This window comes from Azospirillum sp. TSO35-2 (assembly GCF_003116095.1).
Lineage (GTDB): Bacteria > Pseudomonadota > Alphaproteobacteria > Azospirillales > Azospirillaceae > Azospirillum.
The window spans coordinates 549,854-568,170 of the sequence record NZ_LGRA01000021.1 but is presented as its reverse complement, the minus strand read 5'-3'; the positions used below and the strand labels follow the sequence as shown (position 1 = coordinate 568,170).

General features: G+C 68.9%; 15 protein-coding genes. 10 read left to right on the top strand and 5 right to left on the bottom strand.

The window, feature by feature from the left end:
• Positions 1–196 precede the first annotated feature (196 nt).
• On the bottom strand, positions 197–1,552 hold the full coding sequence (gene ugpB, locus TSO352_RS18795; protein ID WP_109108815.1) for a sn-glycerol-3-phosphate ABC transporter substrate-binding protein UgpB: 1,356 nt from the start codon (positions 1,550–1,552) through the stop codon (positions 197–199).
• Positions 1,553–1,803: 251 nt separating this feature from the next.
• Entirely contained in the window at positions 1,804–3,435 is a 1,632-nt protein-coding gene (locus TSO352_RS18790) for an ATP-binding protein (RefSeq protein ID WP_109108814.1), read from the bottom strand.
• Between the two features lie 254 nt (positions 3,436–3,689).
• Between TSO352_RS18790 and TSO352_RS18785 the strand changes: the two genes are divergently transcribed.
• Positions 3,690–4,451: a SprT family zinc-dependent metalloprotease gene (locus tag TSO352_RS18785; RefSeq protein ID WP_109108813.1), complete on the top strand. Its 762-nt coding sequence runs from the start codon at positions 3,690–3,692 to the stop codon at positions 4,449–4,451.
• Between the two features lie 7 nt (positions 4,452–4,458).
• On the opposite strand, the gene TSO352_RS18780 is transcribed toward TSO352_RS18785, so the two are convergent.
• Complete coding sequence (locus TSO352_RS18780) at positions 4,459–7,716, bottom strand: EAL domain-containing protein (RefSeq protein ID WP_109108812.1); 3,258 nt, start codon at positions 7,714–7,716, stop codon at positions 4,459–4,461.
• Positions 7,717–8,148: 432 nt separating this feature from the next.
• Between TSO352_RS18780 and purB the strand changes: the two genes are divergently transcribed.
• The 4 genes from purB (at position 8,149) to rarD (ending at position 11,383) form a co-directional block, all read left to right on the top strand.
• Positions 8,149–9,444, top strand: a complete 1,296-nt coding sequence (purB, locus tag TSO352_RS18775; RefSeq protein ID WP_109108811.1) for an adenylosuccinate lyase — start codon at positions 8,149–8,151, stop codon at positions 9,442–9,444.
• Positions 9,445–9,601: 157 nt separating this feature from the next.
• The gene (locus TSO352_RS18770) at positions 9,602–9,841 is read left to right on the top strand and encodes a BolA family transcriptional regulator (RefSeq protein WP_109108810.1); all 240 of its coding nucleotides are present in this window, start codon (positions 9,602–9,604) and stop codon (positions 9,839–9,841) included.
• A gap of 119 nt (positions 9,842–9,960) precedes the next feature.
• On the top strand, positions 9,961–10,302 hold the full coding sequence (grxD, locus tag TSO352_RS18765) for a Grx4 family monothiol glutaredoxin (protein WP_109108809.1): 342 nt from the start codon (positions 9,961–9,963) through the stop codon (positions 10,300–10,302).
• Between the two features lie 157 nt (positions 10,303–10,459).
• The gene (rarD, locus tag TSO352_RS18760; RefSeq protein WP_109108808.1) at positions 10,460–11,383 is read left to right on the top strand and encodes an EamA family transporter RarD; all 924 of its coding nucleotides are present in this window, start codon (positions 10,460–10,462) and stop codon (positions 11,381–11,383) included.
• A gap of 12 nt (positions 11,384–11,395) precedes the next feature.
• Here rarD and TSO352_RS18755 read toward each other — a convergent pair whose 3' ends face one another.
• Positions 11,396–12,067, bottom strand: a complete 672-nt coding sequence (locus TSO352_RS18755; RefSeq protein WP_109108807.1) for a TetR/AcrR family transcriptional regulator — start codon at positions 12,065–12,067, stop codon at positions 11,396–11,398.
• A 146-nt stretch (positions 12,068–12,213) separates the two neighbouring features.
• On the opposite strand from TSO352_RS18755, the gene TSO352_RS18750 reads away from it, so the two are divergent.
• Positions 12,214–13,329 (top strand): alkene reductase, encoded by a 1,116-nt coding sequence (locus tag TSO352_RS18750; protein WP_199231652.1) that lies wholly within the window; start codon positions 12,214–12,216, stop codon positions 13,327–13,329.
• Between the two features lie 96 nt (positions 13,330–13,425).
• Here TSO352_RS18750 and TSO352_RS18745 read toward each other — a convergent pair whose 3' ends face one another.
• Positions 13,426–13,953 (bottom strand): hypothetical protein, encoded by a 528-nt coding sequence (locus tag TSO352_RS18745; RefSeq protein ID WP_109108806.1) that lies wholly within the window; start codon positions 13,951–13,953, stop codon positions 13,426–13,428.
• A gap of 300 nt (positions 13,954–14,253) precedes the next feature.
• On the opposite strand from TSO352_RS18745, the gene TSO352_RS18740 reads away from it, so the two are divergent.
• The 4 genes from TSO352_RS18740 to nifV all read left to right on the top strand — a co-directional run bounded on the left by TSO352_RS18740 (position 14,254) and on the right by nifV (position 18,313).
• Entirely contained in the window at positions 14,254–14,658 is a 405-nt protein-coding gene (locus TSO352_RS18740; protein ID WP_109108805.1) for an iron-sulfur cluster assembly accessory protein, read from the top strand.
• Positions 14,659–14,715: 57 nt separating this feature from the next.
• The gene (gene nifU / locus TSO352_RS18735; protein ID WP_109108804.1) at positions 14,716–15,639 is read left to right on the top strand and encodes a Fe-S cluster assembly protein NifU; all 924 of its coding nucleotides are present in this window, start codon (positions 14,716–14,718) and stop codon (positions 15,637–15,639) included.
• Positions 15,640–15,654: 15 nt separating this feature from the next.
• Positions 15,655–16,869 carry a cysteine desulfurase NifS gene (gene nifS / locus TSO352_RS18730; RefSeq protein ID WP_109108803.1) on the top strand — a complete coding sequence of 405 codons (1,215 nt, stop codon included), beginning with the start codon at positions 15,655–15,657 and terminating at the stop codon, positions 16,867–16,869.
• A gap of 310 nt (positions 16,870–17,179) precedes the next feature.
• Positions 17,180–18,313: a homocitrate synthase gene (nifV, locus tag TSO352_RS18725; RefSeq protein ID WP_109108802.1), complete on the top strand. Its 1,134-nt coding sequence runs from the start codon at positions 17,180–17,182 to the stop codon at positions 18,311–18,313.
• Positions 18,314–18,317: the final 4 nt, after the last annotated feature.

Sequence of the window (18,317 nt, the reverse complement as noted above, 5' to 3'; positions counted from 1 at the left end):
TGTTTGTGCTGACGGCGTCAGGCGGATCGAAGATCCGCTGAGAGCCTCGGGAGAGGGAGGGGACCCGCCGCGAAGCGTTGGGGAGGGTGAGGGGCATTCCGGACATGGATCCTTGATCCTTGCCTCACCCCTCACCCTTCCCGCTTCGCGGGCCCCGTCCCTCTCCCGGGACGGGAGAGGGAGGTTACAACCGAAATCAGCCCTTGTTGGCCCGCTCGAAGTTGCGGAGCACGGCATTGCCGCGCTTGATCGAGGCGTCGAGAGCTTGGCGGGCGTCCTGCTGGCCCTGGAAGGCCTTTTCCAGCTCTTCCTGGATGATGTTGCGGATTTCCGGCAGGTTGCCCAGCCGCAGGCCCATGCTGTTCTCGGTGGTCGGCGTGCGGGTCAGCTGGGCGGCCGGGACGTCGGCACCGGGGTTCTTCTCGTAATAGCCCTGAGCCTTGGTCAGCTCGAAGCCCTTCATCGTCACCGGGACATAACCGGTGTCCATGTGCCACTTGGCATCGACCTCCGGCTTGGCAAGGTAGGTGAAGAACTGCGACACCGCCTTGTATTCCGCCGGCGTCCGCTTCGGCGAGGTCATCACCCAGAAGGCGGCGCCGCCGATGATGCTGTTCTTCGGGCCATCCTTGGCGAATTCCGGCCAGTAGGGCAGCGGGGCGGCACCCCAGGCGAAATTCGCCTCCTTCAGGATACGGCTGCGCAGGCCCGATGAGGCGTGGATCATCGCGCATTCGCCCGACGGGAACAGGGCGTCCGGCTTGTTGTCGCGGCCGCCATACTTGAACAGCCCGTCCTTCTGCATGTCGATCAGCGTCTGGACATGCTTGACGTAGAGCGGGGAATTGATCTTCAGCTCGGCCTTCAGGCCGCCGAAGCCGTTCTGCTGGGTGGCGAAGGGCGTGTTGTGGATGGCGCCCAGCTGCTCGAACTGCGCCCACACCGGCCAGGAGGTGGTCAGCGGGCAGGTGGAGCCCGACGCCTTCAGCTTCTTCGCCGCTTCGATCATCTCCGGCCAGGTCGCCGGCGGCTTGTTGGGATCGAGGCCGGCCTTCTGGAAAGCGTCCTTGTTGTAGAACATGATGGTGGTGGAGCTGTTGAACGGCAGCGCCATCATCTTGCCGTCCTTGGACGAGTAATAGCCCTTCACCGCCGGGATGTAGGCGTCGGGGTTGAAGGATGCCCCCGTCTCCTGCATCAGCTGGTAGACCGGCTTCACCGCCGGGCCGGCGGCCATCATGGTGGCGGTGCCGACCTCGAACATCTGCACGATGTGCGGCGCGTTGCCGGCGCGGAAGGCGGCGATGGCCGCCTGCATCGTCTCCGGATAGCTGCCCTTGTAGGAGGCGTTGACCTGGACCGCCGACTGGCTGTCGTTGAAGTCCTTGACGATCTGCTCCAGCTGGCCGCCCAGCGGCTGCGGCAGGCCGTGCCAGAAATCGACGACCGTCTTCTGCTGCGCCGATGCGGCGCCCGGCAGGGCGGCGGCGAACAGCAAGGCGGTCGCGGTGGCGGCGCCCGTCAGGAGGGCAAGCTTGCGGCGGGTCAACATGCGGTGGGTCTCCCTGGTCCCGGTGTGGTGCGCGGTTGTCATGAGGGCAACGGGTTGCCGTCCCGCGACGCTTTCGTGAAGTTTTGGTGGCACGCGCATACGCCGCTGTGCGAAGGCATGCGAAGACGTGCGAAAACGCCTGATGTTCGGATGATCTCTTTCGAAACTGTTTGGTTGCGCTAATCGTCACCTTGAGCGCGCATACGGGGGTCTGTCAAGACGCGGTTCCGCAAGTTCGCAACGTGGAAAGTCTATCGCCGGCCGGCGGTGTCGAGCGGTCGCCGGCCGGCAAGTTCGGGCGGTCGCCCGGCGGCAAGCGCGCGGCTCAGCAGCGCCTTCAGCATGACCGGGTCGCAGGGCTTGTGGACCAGCCGGAAACCCGAGCGGCCGACGCTGCGCAGCCGGTCGGGATCGGTGTCGCCGGTGACGATGACACCGGGCACCCGCCGGCCGCAGCGGGCACGCACCGCCTGGATGGCGTCGATGCCGCTCTCCGGCCCCGACAGCCGCAGGTCGGACAGCACGAGGTCGGGGGCGGCGGCGGTCTGCTCCAGCTCGGCGCAGGCCTCGCGGATGCCGCGGGCCGGGATCACCGCATAGCCCCAGTCGCGCAGCAGCAGGCCGATTCCCTCCAGCTGCATCGCGTCGTCCTCGATCACCAGGACGGTGCCGGCCCGCACCGGCGCACCGGAACCAGCGGCCGCTTCGGACCCGGCGGCGCCGGACGCCTCGCCACGGCCCTCGCCGACCCCGTCGTCAGAGCCGTCGCGGGCGCGGTCGGCCAGCGGCACATCGACCGCGAAGACGGAGCCCTTGCCCGGCTTCGAGCGCACCGTGATCGGATGCCCCAGCACCTGCCCCAGCCGCCGCGCGATGGCCAGCCCGAGGCCGAGCCCCTGCTTGCGGTCGCGCCCCGGGTTGCCGAGCTGGTGGAAGTCCTCGAAGATCGCGGCGTGCTGCGACGGGTCGATGCCGACGCCGGTATCCCACACCTCGATCCTGAGGTTGGCGCCGCGGCGCCGCGCCGCCAGCAGGATGCCGCCCTTCAGCGTGTAGCGCACGGCGTTGGCCAGGATCGGCCGCAGCAGCCGTTCCAGCAGCACCGGGTCGCTGGTCACCTGCGCGTCGAGCGGGTGGACGTTGAAACGCAGGCCCTTACCCTCGGCCTCCGGCGCGAAACCCTCCAGCAGCTTGGCCAGCAGTTCGTCGATCGGGAAGGTCTGCGGCTTGGGCGTGACCAGCCCGGCCTCCAGCGCCGACACGTCCAGCAGGGCGCGCAGCAGCGTCTCGCCGCCGATGATCGACTGCTCCAGCTTGTCGGCCAGATCAATGGAGGTGGGGTCGGTCAGCCGCCCGCTCAACAGGTGGTGGAACAGGTGCATCGCCTGGAAGGGCTGGCGCAGGTCGTGGCTGGCCGCCGACAGGAACTTGCCCTTGGCGGTGCGGGCCCGTTCGGCGTCGGCGCGCGCCTGCGCCACCTCCTCCCGCGCCCGCGCCAGTTCGGCCGCGCCGGCGCCGCCGATCAGCGCCACCGCCCGCACCGTGCCATCGGCGCCGCGCACCGGCACCAGCGCCGCCAAGCCGCCGCCGCTTGCCTCCCCGGCCGCCGGCAGCAGTCCGGCCGCCGTGGCCGGTGCGCCCGTCGCCATCACTTGGCGCCGCAGCGCCTCGACCTCGCCCGCGATGGCGGCCGGCAGGCCGGCCTCGGCCGGGGTCCGCCCCTCCACCGCGCCGGGCGGCAGGCCGAAGGCGTCGGCAAAGGCCCGGTTCGCCACCCGCAACCGCCCATCGCCGTCCAGCAAGGCGTGCGGGGCACCGTTGGCCGACAACAGGGCGTCCAGCCAATCCTCGCGTGTGGGCGTGTGATTGTCGTTGGAGAGCATGGGCGTGCACTCGGCAAATCTGCGGGGAAAACCGTTTGGAACGGTGGCGCGACGACCACCGCGTTACCACTGCTTTATCTTGTGCTCCCATCGATCGTGTCAAATGTGACCTCAGTCGACCCCAAGGGATAGGTTCGTTCGAACGCCGTAATCCTTTAAGCCGAGGCTGCGCTTGAGGCTTCCATTTTGGGGCTTGGCTGGGGACCGGGCCGAGGATGGTTTTGCATCCGCCGGCGCCCGCGCTATAAGACGCCATGGTGCAGCGCCGCCCCTCCCCCCTCCGCCGCAAACGATCCGCCGCCCGGCCGCCGCAGCCGCCGCGGGCGCTGGAGATCTGCGGCCTGCCGATGCCGCTGGAGCTGAAGGAGAGCGCGCGCGCCACCCGCATGACCCTGCGCGTCGACGCCGGCCGCGGGCTGGTGCAGGTGGTGATCCCGGTCGGGGTGTCGGAAAGCGACGCCCGCCAGTTCGTCGGACGGCACGACGGCTGGCTGCGGGCGCGGCTGGCGGCGATGCCGCCGTCCCTGCCCTTCGCCGACGGCGCCGCCGTGCCCTATCTCGGGGTCGATCACGTCATCCGCCACGACCCGGCCCTGCGCGGCCCGACCCGGATCGAGGAGGGCGCCCTGCTGGTCGGCGGCCAGGCCGAGCATCTGGGGCGACGCGTCCGCGACTTCCTGGTCGCCGAGGCCCGGCGCGAGCTGTCGACCCGGGCGCGGGTCAAGGCGGCCGGCATCGGCGCCCGCGTCGCCGCCGTCACCATCCGCGACACCAAGAGCCGCTGGGGAAGCTGTTCGTCCACCGGCCGGCTGTCCTTTTCCTGGCGACTGATCCTGACGCCGGAGCCGGTGCTGGACTATGTCGTCGGCCACGAGGTGGCGCACCTGCGCGAGATGAACCACTCCGCGCGCTTCTGGGCGCTGTGCGCCAGCCTGACCGCCGGCCTGAACCCGAACGTCGAGCTGCCCCGCGCTTGGCTGAAGGCAAACGGCACCCGCCTGCTGCGCTACGGGTGAACCGCCGTCACTCCACCGCCTCCGCCACCGGCGCTTCCGGGGCGAGATCGCTGCGCCGGGCGAAGGCGAGGAAGTCGTCGAACGGCATCGGCCGGCCCAGCAGATAGCCCTGGAGCTGCTCGCAGCCCAGTTCGGCGAGGCAGCGGAACTGCTCCTCCGTCTCCACCCCCTCGGCCAGCGTCTGCATGCGCAGGGAGCGCGCCATGCCGATGATCGCCTCGGCGATGGCGCCGCTGTCGGGGTTGCCGTCGCGCAGTTCGCTGACGAAGCTGCGGTCGATCTTCAGCTTGTCGACGCGGAAGCGCTTCAGGTAGGCCAGCGACGAATAGCCGGTGCCGAAATCGTCGATCGCCAGCGGCACCCCCATCTCGCGCAGTTGCGCGAAGGTGTCGCTGACCACGTCGGAATCGTCCATCAGCACGCTTTCCGTCACCTCCAGCTCCAGCGCCGACGGAGGAATGTTGTAGGCCGACAGCCAGCCGGCCACCCGCTCCGCCAGCCCGGGGCGGCGCACCTGCACCGCCGACAGGTTGATGGCGATCACCAGATCCTGATGGCGCAGCAACTCCGCCGCGCGGCGGCAGGCCTCGCCCAGCACCCAGTCGCCGAGCGGCAGGATCAGGCCGGTGTCCTCGGCGACCGGGATGAACTGGCCGGGCATGATCAGGCTGCCGTCGGGCTGGCGCCAGCGGACCAGCGCCTCCGCCCCGATCAGGCGGCGGCCGTCGACCGAGAACTGCGGCTGGAAATGCAGCTCCAGCTCGTTGTTGGCCAGCGCCCGGCGCAGGTTGTTCTCGGTCCACATGCGGTCTGAGGCGCGGCGGTTCAGCTCGGGCGTGAAGAAGCGGTAGGTGGCGCGCCCGGCCTCCTTGGCGGCGTACATCGCCATGTCGGCGTTCTTCAGCAGCGCGTCGATGCCGGTGCCGTCGTCGGGGTAGATGGCGATGCCGATCGACGGCGTGACCTGCAGCTCGTGCCCGTCGATCAGATAGGCGTCGGACAGCGCGCGCAGCACCTTGCGCGCCACGGTGCCGGCCGAATCCGGATCGTCCATGTCGCTGATCAGGATGATGAACTCGTCGCCGCCCTGGCGGCTGACGGTGTCGCTGGCCCGGACGGTGGCGAGCAGCCGGGTCCCGACCTCGCGCAGCAGCCCGTCGCCGACCTCGTGGCCCAGGCTGTCGTTGATGGTCTTGAAGCGGTCGAGGTCGACGAACAGCAGCCCGACCCTGGTGCCGTGACGCCCGGCGGCCAGCATCGCCCGTTCCAGCCGGTCGCGCAGCAGGAAGCGGTTGGGCAGGTCGGTCAGGAAGTCGTACTGCGCCAGATGGCGGATGCGTTCCTCCTGCGCGCGGGTTTCGGTGATGTCGGTGAAGGCGGCGATGTAGTTGACGACCGCCCCGTCCTCGTTCGTCACCACCTTGACGCTCAGCCATTCCGGGAACACCTCGCCGCTCTTGCGGGTGCTCCAGATTTCGCCGGCCCAATGGCCATCGGCGCGCAGTTGCGCCCACAGCTCTTCGTAGAAGCCGGGCGGGTTGCGGTCGGACCGCAGGAACTCCGGGCTGCGCCCCAGCACCTCGTCCCGGCCGTAACCGGTGATGCGGGCGAAGGCGTCGTTGGCGGCGACGATCCGCTTGTCTTCGCCACTGACGAACATGCCCTCGGCGGCGTTGTCGAACACCTTGGCCGACAGCCGCAGCTGCCATTCCGCCCGCTTGCGCTCGGTGATGTCGCGGGCGATCGCCGAGTAATAGACTTCCCCCTCATAGGCGATGCGACTGGCGGTGACCTCCAGCTCCAGCCTGCGGTCGTCCGGCGTGTGATAGACGGTCTCGTAATGGCCGGGCGCGCCCTCGCCGTCGGCGGCGAAGCGCTCCAGCAGGGTGGCCTGCCCCATCACCAGATCCTCCAGCGTGCCGCCCAGCGCCCGGCATCCGAAGGGGTTGATGTAGGCGATGTTGAGCTGCGCGTCGGCCAGCACGACGATTTCGGAGACATGGTCGACGAAGAAATTCGCGAGGTAGAGCTGGCGGGCCCGTTCGCGCAGCATGGTGTCGCTGCGCCGCATCCGCAGTTGATAGCTGCCGACAATGCGGCGGATCCAGCCGGTGACCAGCCACGACACGCCGACCGACGCCGCCAGCGCGACGCCCAGCACCGCCACCGTGGTCCAGACCCGCTGGTTGACGCCACGGCCGATCTCCGCCCGGCGCTCCTCCATCTCCCGGCCGACATCGTCGACGTAGAAGCCGGCGATCAGGATCCAGCCCCAGACGGTGGGCGCCGACACATAGGCCATCTTCGGCGTCGGCCGCGCGGTGACCGGGTGGATCCAGTCGTAGCGCAGTTCGCCGCCGCCCTGCCGCCCGAGTTCCAGCAGCCGGGTGAGCAGGTCGCGTTCGGTCTTCCACGGCAGGCTGTGGGCGTTCATCCCCTCCGACGCGGGGGCGGTGGGCGACAGCAGCACCTGCCCGTCCTGGCGCAGCACGCCGATGTAGCCGGTTTCGCCGAAGCGGAACGCGCGCAGCCGTTCCAGCGATTCACGCTGCAGCTTGGCCTCCGCCGCCTCCAGCGAATCGCTGGCGCCGATCAGCCAGTCGAAGGGTTCGAAGCGGCGGACGAAGGCCAGCTTGTCGACGACGTGCGTCGGGTCGTCGGGCATCCGCCAACGGTAGCGGGCGAAGCCGCGCGCCGTCGGGTCCTGCGCCGCCCGCATCAGTTCGCGCACCACCTCGGCCCGCTGCGGATCGGGACCGGCGAGGTTCGAGGTCCCTTCCCGCTCCGGCTCGACCGGCATCAGCACGGACACGCCGTTCAGGTCGTTGATGAAGTAATAGCCGCGCCCGGCGGAGAAGCGCAGCGGCCGCAGCGTCTCCTTGATCGATTCCTTCACCGACGCGTCGGGCAGGATGTCCTTCTCCCGCTCATGCACCGAGCGGGCGATGGAATAGGCCTCATCGACCTGCGAGCGCAGTTCCTCCTTCAGCAGCGGTTCGACGCGCGACCGCATGTAGGCGAGGTAGGACTGGGCGTTCTCCACCTCCTGCACCAGCGCCTGATGCTGCTCCTGGATGGAGCGCGCCTCGCTCTGCTGCAGGTCGTGCTCGAAATCGGCCCAGTGCTGCCAGACGAAATAGAAGCCCAGTCCAAGCACGAGCGCCGACACCAGCGTCATCGACGCCAGGAATTGCAGGCGATAAAGCCGAGCCTCGTCGGACGAGCGCGACGGCGCGCGGACCAGCTCGGCAACGGGATCGGACAAGCAAGGCTCCTCCGGATGGACGCACCGGGTGGACAGGGTTTGGAGTCAATCAGGGCCGTGCCTGATGCGCTGTGCAAGTGTTGCCTAATGCTCGCCTTGATTCAACAGCAAGCAAACGAAGGCCACCAGGGCGCGACTCTTTGACTGTTTTCCTCGCCCCTTGATCGCTCCGGCGGACAATCGGTCGGAAATGGTGGCACGGCGGGATTTGGGTCCGTTGGCGGCCGGCCGGCGATTCCCGCTGGCCGGACAGGATTCGGGCCGGACGATTGACGCCCCCCTCCCCGGACCTGCCCGCCCGCTCCGCGCGATCCCCGCCGCACCGCATCGCGAGGCTTTCAAACGCGCGCCGTCGCCGCTATGGTCGCGCGCGCGTTCTTCATGGTCCGCAGCCGTACCCGACCCGCGCCCGCAAGCTTCCGGAGAGTGACGATGATCCCCCGCTACACCCGCCCCGAAATGGCCCGCATCTGGGAGCCGGAAAACCGCTTCCGCATCTGGTTCGAGATCGAGGCGCACGCCTGCGACGCGCAGGCCGAGCTGGGCGTCATCCCCAAGGAGGCCGCCAAGGCGGTGTGGGAGCGCGGCAAGTGGGAGATCGAGCGGATCGACGAGATCGAGCGCGAGACCCGGCACGACGTCATCGCCTTCCTGACCAACCTCGCCGAATATGTCGGTCCGGAAGCGCGCTTCGTCCACCAGGGCATGACCTCGTCGGACGTGCTGGACACCTGCCTCGCCGTGCAGATGACCCAGGCCGCCGACCTGCTGCTGGCCGACATGGACGCGCTGCTCGCCGCGCTGAAGCGCCGGGCGTACGAGCACAAGAACACCGTCACCATCGGCCGCAGCCACGGCATCCACGCCGAGCCGACGACCTTCGGCCTGAAGCTGGCCGGCCATTACGCCGCCTTCGCCCGCGGGCGCGAGCGTCTGGTCCAGGCGCGCGCCGACATCGCGACCTGCGCCATCTCCGGCGCGGTCGGCACCTTCGCCAACATCGACCCGCGGGTGGAGGAGCATGTCGCCGCCAAGCTGGGCCTGTCGGTGGAACCGGTGTCGACCCAGGTGATCCCGCGCGACCGCCACGCCTTCTTCTTCTCCGTCCTGGGTGTCATCGCGTCGAGCATCGAGAACCTGGCGACGGAGGTCCGCCACCTGCAGCGCACCGAGGTGCGCGAGGCGGAGGAGTATTTCCATCCCGGCCAGAAGGGCTCGTCGGCGATGCCGCACAAGCGCAACCCGGTCCTGTCGGAGAACCTGACCGGTCTGGCCCGCATCGTGCGCGCCGCCGTGGTCCCGGCGCTGGAGAATGTCGCGCTGTGGCACGAGCGCGACATCTCCCACAGCTCGGTCGAGCGCATGATCGGCCCCGACGCCACCGTCACGCTGGACTTCGCCCTGGCGCGCCTGACCAGCATGATGGAAAAGCTGGTGGTCTATCCGGAGCGCATGCAGAAGAACCTGGACGACCTGGGCGGCCTGGTCTTCTCGCAGCGCGTGCTGCTGGCGCTGACCCAGGCCGGCATGAGCCGCGAGGACAGCTACAAGGCGGTGCAGCGCAACGCCATGCAGGTGTGGGAAAAGGGCGGCAACTACCTGGACCTGCTGTCGAACGACCCCGACATCGCCAAGCACATCGGCCGCGACAAGCTGGAGCCGATGTTCGACATGACCTACCACACCAAGCATGTCGACACCGTGTTCAAGCGCGTGTTCGGCGAATAACGCGGCCAGGCAACGAGGGCGGCCGGGGTCTGTCATGCCGTTCCACCATGCAGGCAAACTCTTGCGGGTGGATGACAAATGCCCCGGCCGCACCTACTCTATCTCCGAAGCGTTAGGCCCGGGCGGGGCAATCCTGTACAGAGCGAGGACTGAACCCATGGCGATGGAAGCCGCCACGATCGAACAGCTCATCAAGGAAGGCATCCCGGACGCGGTCGTGGAGATCGCGGATCTGCGGGGCGACGGCGACCATTACGCCGCGCTGGTCACCTCCGCCACCTTCAAGGGCAAGAGCCGGGTGCAGCAGCACCAGATGGTCTACGCCGCCTTGCAGGGCAAGATGGGCGGCGAACTGCACGCCCTGGCGCTGACCACCGCGGTGCCGGAAGGCACCTGAAGCCACGCGCCGGAAGGCGCCTGATTTCAGACTGCCGGAAGGCACCTGAGGCACGAACCACACGTCGCAACGGACAAGGCGCCGGCATTGCCGGCCCGCATCGGAAGGGTTATCGAGTCATGGTCGATCAGAACGTTGCCGAGCGCATCGAGCAGGACCTCAAGAGCAATGATGTCGTGCTCTACATGAAGGGGACGCCGGTGTTCCCGCAGTGCGGCTTCTCCGCCGCCGTCGTCCAGGTGCTGAGCCATGTCGGCGTCAAGTTCAAGGGCGTGAACATCCTGGAGGATCCGGGCCTGCGCCAGGGTCTCAAGGAATATTCGAACTGGCCGACCTTCCCGCAGCTCTACGTCAAGGGCGAGCTGGTCGGCGGCTGCGACATCGTCCGCGAGATGTACGAGAGCGGTGAGCTGCAGACCCTGCTGACCGACAAGGGCGTCACCACCGGCGCCGCCGCCTGACGGATCCCGGCCTCCCGCCGGACTGGAAAAAGCCCCGCTCCGGCGGGGCTTTTTGCTGGGCGGTCCCACGGCACGCCGCCCACATGCCGGCAACGCAGCCCGGCCATGCCCGGCGCCCTGCTGCCGGATTGCACAAACAATGTGCTAAACGGACGGTATGGCTCAGACCCCGTCCGCCGGCAAGGCTCCGACCTCCACCCCCGCGGCGTTCGCCGCGGCGCTGGCCTCGTTCCTGATCTGGGGGCTGGTCAACCCGGTCTTCTTCAAATCGCTGGGCTCGGTGGGGGCGGTGGAGATCGTCGCGCACCGCGTGGTGTGGACCGTCGTGCTGGTCGGCGCCGGCCTGCTGGCCACCCGTGGGCCGATGGCGGTCGTCACGGCGATCGGCAGTTGGCGCCGGCTGGGCGTGTTCCTGGTCACCACGCTGCTGATCACCATCAACTGGACGGTCTTCATCTGGGCGGTGGTCAACAGCCGGCTGGTCGAGGCCAGCATGGGCTATTTCATCAACCCGCTGATCAACGTGCTGCTGGGCGTGCTGTTCCTGAAGGAACGGCTCAGCCGCGGCCAGATGGTGGCGGTCGGCATCGCCACGGCCGGCGTCGCCAGCCTCGTCGCCAATTACGGCGCGGTGCCGTGGGTGGCGCTGTCGCTGGCGCTGTCCTTCGGCTTCTACGCCCTGGTGCGCAAGAAGGCGGCGGTGGACCCGGTGATCGGGCTGCTGGTGGAAACCGCGCTGCTGCTGCCGGCGGCGCTGGTCTACCTGCTGTGGCTGGGCGGCAGCGGGGCGTTCGGTCACGCCTGGGGGGAAAGCGCGCTGCTGGTGATGGCCGGGCCGATGACCGCGGTGCCGCTGGTGCTGTTCATGATCGGCGCGGCGCGGCTGACGCTGACCACCATCGGGCTGCTGCAATATGTCGGGCCGACCGGCCAGTTGCTGCTGGGCGTGCTGGTCTATGGCGAGGCGTTCACCAACACCCACCTGATCACCTTCGCCTGCATCTGGGCGGCGCTGGCGGTGTTCACCGCCGACGCCGTCAACACCCACCGCTCCGCCAGACGGACCGCGCCGGCCGAATAGGGTGACGCCCCGTCAGGACCGCGGCGTCAGGCCGTAGGCGATGGTGCGGGCCAGCGTCTGCACCATGGCGCAGATGCCGGCGTCGTCGCGGCCGAACACCACCTGATCCAGGAACCCCAGCCCGAAGCTGAGCGTTGCGATGCCGGCCGCCACGTTGGCGAGGTCGGCGTCGGCGACGATGACGCCACGGTCGCGGAAGCTCTCCAGCCGCTTCAACAGGCAGGGAATGCGGCTCTGCGACAGGGTGCGCGCCATCTCGTCGGCGATCGCCGGATCGACCAGGGCGCGGGACAGCACCACCCGGGTGAAATCGCGGCATTCCCAACTGTGCTTCAACTGGGCGTGCAGGAAACGGGCGAGGTCGGTTTCGATGTCGTCGGCCGGCGGCGGCAGGGCGCAGCCGCCCGCCTCCTCCCGCCAATAGCGCTCGACCACCGCCAGCAGCAGCCCGCTCTTGCCGGCGAAGTAGCGCTGGATCAGCTGTTCGTTGACCCCGGCCCGCCCGGCGATCTCGCGCGTCGTCGCCGCGTCGAAGCCGCGGTCGGCGAACACCACCTTGGCGGCGTCGAGCAGCGCGCCTTCCGTCGCCGCCCGGTCCCGCTTCCGGCCGCCCGCGTCGCAACTGGTTTCGCCGCCGCAACAGCCGTCGCCCGTCGCCGGCTGGCCTTCCCGATCCTGGTCCACGCCACACCCCTTTCACCGGAGGCCGAACCCGGCCTCCCCGTCCTGATAATAAGTATGTGAATGCATACTTGACAAGCGCAAGGCTTCGATTCAAGTATGTACCCACATACATACATGCCGCACCATTTGACAGGGGGCGTTCCGCCATGCCGCAAGCCATTGATACTCCGGACCTGTTCACCCCGTTGCGCCTCGGCGCGATCGAGCTGCCGAACCGCGTCATCATGGCGCCAATGACGCGCAGCCGCGCCGGCGCCGGCAACTGCCCGACCGAACTGACCGCCGAATATTACGCGCAGCGCGCCTCCGCCGGCCTGATCATCACCGAGGCGACGCAGGTCTGCGACACCGCCCAGGGCTATCCCAACACGCCGGGCATCCACACCGACGCCCAGACGCTGGCCTGGCGCGCGGTGGCGGAGGCGGTGCACGGCGCCGGCGGCCGCATCGTGGCGCAGCTCTGGCACGTCGGCCGCATCTCCCACCCGCTGTTCCAGCCGAACGGCGCCGCCCCGCTCGCCCCGTCGGCCATCGCCGCGGCCGGCCAGCTCTTCACCGGCCAGGGGATGGAGCCGTTCCCGGTGCCGCGCGCGCTGGAGACCGCCGAGATCCCGGCGCTGGTCCGCCAGTTCGCCGACGCCGCCAAGCGCGCGGTGTACGACGCTGGGCTGGACGGGGTGGAGATCCACGCCGCCAACGGCTATCTGGTCGACCAGTTCCTGCGCGACCGCACCAACCACCGCACCGACCAGTATGGCGGCAGCGTGGAGAACCGCTGCCGGTTCCTGCTGGAAATCCTGGAGGCGACCGCGCACGCGGTGGGCGCCGACCGCATCGGCGTGCGGCTGTCGCCGACGGGCGTGTTCAACGACATGGGCGACAGCGACCCGCTGCCGCATTTCCTGGCGATCACCAAGGCGCTGAACCCGTTCAACCTCGCCTACCTGCACGTGATCGAGGGCCGGCCCGGCCACCACATGGCCCCGCCGGAAGGCGCCCCGCACGTCGCCGCCGCCCTGCGCGCGGCGTTCAAGGGTCCCTTCATCCTCAACGGCGGCTACAGCCAGGCCGACGCCGCCACGGCGCTGGCCAAGGGTGAGGCCGACGCGGTCAGCTTCGGCGAGGCGTTCATCGCCAACCCGGACCTGACCCTGCGCTTCAACACCGGTGCCACGCTGGCCGAGCCGGACCGCACCACCTACTACGGCGGCGGTGCCAAGGGCTACACCGACTACCCGGCGCTGGAGTCGGTGGCGGCCTGACCGGCCGCCCGGCGACCGCTTTCCTGAGACGTCCATCCCCCTGCCCCCGCCCGAGCCCCACTCGGGCGGGGGATTTTTTATCGGGTAGGGACAAGCCTATCCCGGACCGGCCCCGGCCGTGCCGTCAGGTTCCCCGTCCAGGCCGCGGGCGAGCGCGGCGATGGTGCCGTAGCCGACCTGGTCGACCGGATCGATCTCCGCCATCTTGCCGAGGATGGCCAGCGCCTTGTCGCGGTTGTGGCGGCGCAGTTCGATGAAGGCCAGCGCCTTCATGGTGAACAGGAAGAAGCGCGCCGGCCCGGCCGCCGACCAGTCGGTGCTGTCGGCCGCCAGCGTCGTCCAATCGGCGGAAAAGCCGCCCTGCAGCGCCGCGGCGTCCAGCCCGATGCGGGCGACCCGCTCGGCGTCGGCCAGCTTCTTGCGGTTGAAGTAGAATTTGTAGAGCGCGTAGAAGACCGGCAGCACGCGCGGCCCCTTGCGGTGGGCCTCCCACAGCAGCGCCTCGCACCGCTCCAGCAGGTCGCGGGCCTTCACCGCCTCCTGCAACAGCTCGTCGACGGGTTCGGGCACGTCGCCGAACGCCATGCGGCCGTTCGACATCCTGAGCTCGATCGGCTGGTCCATCTCCCTCACCTTTCGCTGATTCCACAAACCATTCGATGCACCGACGACGTCCCATGGTACGCGCGCGGGGCGCGTGAAAGACCATAAATTTTTTGTGCGACGGAGTGACGCGGCTGTCGCAAACGCGACACGCGCCAAACCCGACAAAGCCGTTTGTGAACAGAACAATGTCGGGATTGCGCCAGCCTTGCCCGGCACGACAATCGTTGAAAATCAATGGTCTGGGCAGTTGGCCCGCCTCTTGCTTTTATCCCCTCAGAATGGCCGGCACCCCGGCAACGCGTTTTGAGGAGGCGGGACATGGTGACTCTGACGGATGCGGCGGTTTCCACCCTGGAACAGGTCCTGGCCAAGTCGGGCGGTGCGGCCGCCGGCTTGCGGATCGCGGTGACCGACGGCGGCTGCGCCGGCCTGAAATACCAGATGGGCCTGGAGGCGGCGGCCAGCGGCGACGACACCGTGCTCAGCTTCGGCGCGGTGACGATCTTCGTCGACGCCACCAGCCAGCCCTTCCTGAGCGGCGTCGTGGTGGACTTCGTCGAGGGCATCGAGGGCTCGGGCTTCAAGTTCGACAACCCGAACGCCACCAGCAGCTGCGGTTGCGGCAAGTCCTTTTCGGCCGGCGGCGAGGCGGGCGGCTCCTGCTCCAGCACCCCCGGCGCCTCCTCCGGCTGCGGGTCGTCCGCGCCCCACGCGACGCACTGAACGCTCACCCCACAGCATTCTTCCCAAGGCGCGCACCCAAGGAAAGGCAGCAGCGACATGTGGAACTACACCGACAAGGTCAAGGAACACTTCTTCAACCCGAAGAATTCCGGTGTCCTGGAAACCGCCAACGCGGTGGGCGAGGTCGGCTCCATCACCTGCGGCGACGCGCTGCGTCTGATGCTGAAGGTCGATCCCGACACCCAGGTCATCCAGGACGCCAAGTTCCAGACCTTCGGCTGCGGCTCGGCCATCGCCTCCTCCTCGGCGCTGACCGAGATGATCATCGGCAAGACGGTGGACGAGGCGCTGACCCTGACCAACCGCGACATCGCCGAGTATCTGGGCGGCCTGCCGCCGGAGAAGATGCACTGCTCGGTCATGGGTGCCGAGGCGCTGCGCGCCGCCATCGCCAACTACAAGGGCGAGGAGTGGGTCGACGACCACGAGGAAGGCGAGCTGATCTGCAAGTGCTTCGGCATCGACGCCGCGATGATCGAGCGGGCGGTGACCGTCAACGGCCTGACCTCGCTGGAGGAAGTCACCCACTACACCAAGGCCGGCGGCTCCTGCCAGACCTGCCATGAGAAGATCGAGGAGGTGCTGGAGGCGGTGATGGCCAAGACCGGCGTGCTGAAGCCCGCCGCCAAGCACACCCCCGGCACCGTCGGCCTCGACGCGATCAAGCCGCTGCCGGCCAAGCCGGAGCCGGCCGCCGCGCCCAAGCTGACCAACGTGCAGCGCATGCAGGCGATCATGGGCGCGATCGAGGAGATGCGCCCGCAGATCCAGCGCGACGGCGGCGACGTGGAACTGGTCGACATCGACGGCAAGGACATCTACGTCCGGCTGACCGGCGCCTGCTCCGGCTGCTCGCAGTCGGCCGGCACGATGATGGGCGTGCAGATGAAGCTGGTCGAGAAGCTCGGCGAGTTCGTCCGCGTCAAGCCGGCCTCCCTCATGCCCGCCCACGCCGGCTGAAGGAGGGACTGAGCCATGACGATCCCGAACAACGGCGTCTATCTCGACAACAACGCCACGACCCGCGTCGATCCCGAGGTGCTGGCGGAGATGCTGCCGCTCTTCACCGAGCATTTCGGCAACCCGTCCTCGATGCACGCCTTCGGCGCCGCGGTCGGCGGCAAGATCGAATGGGCGCGCAAGCAGGTCCAGGCCCTGCTGGGCGCGGCGCACGACAGCGAGATCATCTTCACCTCGGGCGGGACGGAAAGCGACAACACCGCGATCCTGTCAATCATCGAGGCCTACCCGAAGAAGCGCGAGATCGTCACCAGCGTGGTCGAGCACCCCGCCGTGCTGGCGCTCTGCGATTATCTGGAGAAGAAGCGCGACTACAAAATCCATCGCATCCCGGTGGACAACAAGGGCAACCTCGACATCGACGCCTACCGGGCGGCGCTGTCGGACCAGGTCGCCATCGTGTCGATCATGTGGGCCAACAACGAGACCGGGACGATCTTCCCGATCGAGGAGCTGGCGCAAATGGCCAAGGCGGTCGGCGCGGTCTTCCACACCGACGCCGTCCAGGCGGTCGGCAAGATCCCGATGAAGCTCGCCGACAGCGCCGTCGACATGCTGTCGCTGTCCGGCCACAAGCTGCACGCCCCCAAGGGCATCGGCGCGCTGTACGTCAAGCGCGGCCTGCGCTTCCGCCCGATGCTGCGCGGCGGCCACCAGGAACGCTCGCGCCGCGCCGGGACCGAGAACGCGCCGGCCATCGTCGGGCTGGGTGCCGCCGCCCACCTCGCGCTCACCCACATGGGCGAGGAGAACACGCGGGTGAAGGCGCAGCGCGACCGGCTGGAACAGGCGATCCTCGCCGCCGTGCCGGCCTGCTTCGTCACCGGCAACCCGGACAACCGGCTGCCCAACACCTGCAACATCGCCTTCGAGTACATCGAGGGCGAGGCCATCCTGCTGCTGCTGAACGAGCAGGGCATCGCCGCGTCCTCGGGATCGGCCTGCACCTCGGGATCGCTGGAGCCGAGCCACGTGATGCGCGCCATGGGAGTGCCCTACACGGCGGCGCACGGCGCCACCCGCTTCTCGCTGTCGCGCGACACCACCGACGCCGAGATCGACCACGTCATCGCCGTGGTGCCGGGCATCATCGCCAAGCTGCGCACCCTGTCGCCCTATTGGGAACAGGGGGCGGCCAAGCCGAAAGAGTTCGCACCCGTCTATTCGTAACACCGGAATCGCAGGCCGGGTCGGGGGTCCGTCCCGGCACCCCGCCCGACGACACCCCGTCGGGGCGGGTTCCCGGCCCGGTCTGCGACACTTTCCATGGGGGCAGGTCTTGCCCCCTCCCTAACCCTCCCCCGCTCTCAGCGGACCTATGGTCCGCCTGTCGCGTCAGCACAAAGCGAAGCTTTGTGCGAGAGCTGACGCGGGAGAGGGGACTGCCGCCGAACGCCCGCCAAGCTCCTACCCCCTCTCCCGCGAAAGCGGGGGAGGGATGGGGAGGGGGCAGCACCTTGCACAGGGAAGGCGTCGCCCCATGACATCCCCCTTCGCCACCATCAACGACACCACGCTGCGCGACGGCGAGCAGACCGCCGGCGTCGCCTTCACGCTCGACGAGAAGATCGCCATCGCCCGCGCACTCGACACCGCTGGCGTGCCCGAGCAGGAGGTCGGCATCCCCGCCATGGGCGAGGAGGAACGCGAGGGCATCCGCGCCGTGGCCGCGCTGGGGCTGAAGGGCCGGCTGATGGTGTGGTGCCGCATGCACGACACCGACCTGAAGGCGGCGCTGTCCTGCAACGTCGGCTTCGTCAATTTGTCGATGCCGGTGTCAGACATCCACATCACCAGGAAGCTGAAGCGCAGCCGCGCCTGGGCGCTGGCGGAGATCGAGCGCCGGGTGAAGCAGGCGCGCGACCATGGGCTGGAGGTCAGCGTCGGCGGCGAGGATTCGTCGCGCGCCGACATGGATTTCCTGATCGCCGCCGCCACGGTGGCGCAGGACGCCGGCGCCCGCCGCTTCCGCTTCGCCGACACGCTGGGCGTGCTCGACCCGTTCCAGACGCGCGCCTGCATCGAACGGCTGCGCCGGGCCACCGACCTGGAGATCGAGATCCACGCCCACGACGATTTGGGCCTTGCCAACGCCAACTCGCTGGCCGCCGTGCTGGGCGGCGCCACCCACGTCAACACCACGGTCAACGGGCTGGGCGAGCGCGCCGGCAACGCGCCGCTGGAAGAGGTGGTCGTCTCGCTGAAGCACCTCTACCACATCGACACCGGCGTGGAGACGCGGTCGCTCGGCACCATTTCCGACCTGGTGGAGCGGGCGTCGAACCGGCCGGTCGCGGTCAACAAGTCGATCGTCGGCGCCGCCGTCTTCACCCACGAGGCCGGCATCCACGTCGACGGCCTGCTGCGCGACCGCGCCACCTACCAGAATTTCGACCCGGCCGAGGTCGGGCGCGAGCACCGCATCGTGCTGGGCAAGCATTCCGGCACCGCGGCGGTCAAGCTGGCCTACCAGGGGCTGGGCATCGCCTGCGACGACGCCATGGCGCACTCGGTGCTGCCCCGCGTCCGCGCCCTGGCCACCCGCGCCAAGCGGCCGCCGACCCCTGAGGAGCTGCGCGATTTCCTCGACGCCGCCGCACGGGTCACCGCATGACCGA

Bases quoted from the DNA above. Each gene is read 5' to 3' on its own strand.
- ugpB (WP_109108815.1), bottom strand. From the start codon at position 1,552: ATGTTGACCCGCCGCAAGCTTGCCCTCCTGACGGGCGCCGCCACCGCG.
- TSO352_RS18790 (WP_109108814.1), bottom strand. From the start codon at position 3,435: ATGCTCTCCAACGACAATCACACGCCCACACGCGAGGATTGGCTGGAC.
- TSO352_RS18785 (WP_109108813.1), top strand. From the start codon at position 3,690: ATGGTGCAGCGCCGCCCCTCCCCCCTCCGCCGCAAACGATCCGCCGCC.
- purB (WP_109108811.1), top strand. From the start codon at position 8,149: ATGATCCCCCGCTACACCCGCCCCGAAATGGCCCGCATCTGGGAGCCG.
- TSO352_RS18770 (WP_109108810.1), top strand. From the start codon at position 9,602: ATGGCGATGGAAGCCGCCACGATCGAACAGCTCATCAAGGAAGGCATC.
- grxD (WP_109108809.1), top strand. From the start codon at position 9,961: ATGGTCGATCAGAACGTTGCCGAGCGCATCGAGCAGGACCTCAAGAGC.
- rarD (WP_109108808.1), top strand. From the start codon at position 10,460: ATGGCTCAGACCCCGTCCGCCGGCAAGGCTCCGACCTCCACCCCCGCG.
- TSO352_RS18750 (WP_199231652.1), top strand. From the start codon at position 12,214: ATGCCGCAAGCCATTGATACTCCGGACCTGTTCACCCCGTTGCGCCTC.
- TSO352_RS18745 (WP_109108806.1), bottom strand. From the start codon at position 13,953: ATGGACCAGCCGATCGAGCTCAGGATGTCGAACGGCCGCATGGCGTTC.
- TSO352_RS18740 (WP_109108805.1), top strand. From the start codon at position 14,254: ATGGTGACTCTGACGGATGCGGCGGTTTCCACCCTGGAACAGGTCCTG.
- nifU (WP_109108804.1), top strand. From the start codon at position 14,716: ATGTGGAACTACACCGACAAGGTCAAGGAACACTTCTTCAACCCGAAG.
- nifS (WP_109108803.1), top strand. From the start codon at position 15,655: ATGACGATCCCGAACAACGGCGTCTATCTCGACAACAACGCCACGACC.
- nifV (WP_109108802.1), top strand. From the start codon at position 17,180: ATGACATCCCCCTTCGCCACCATCAACGACACCACGCTGCGCGACGGC.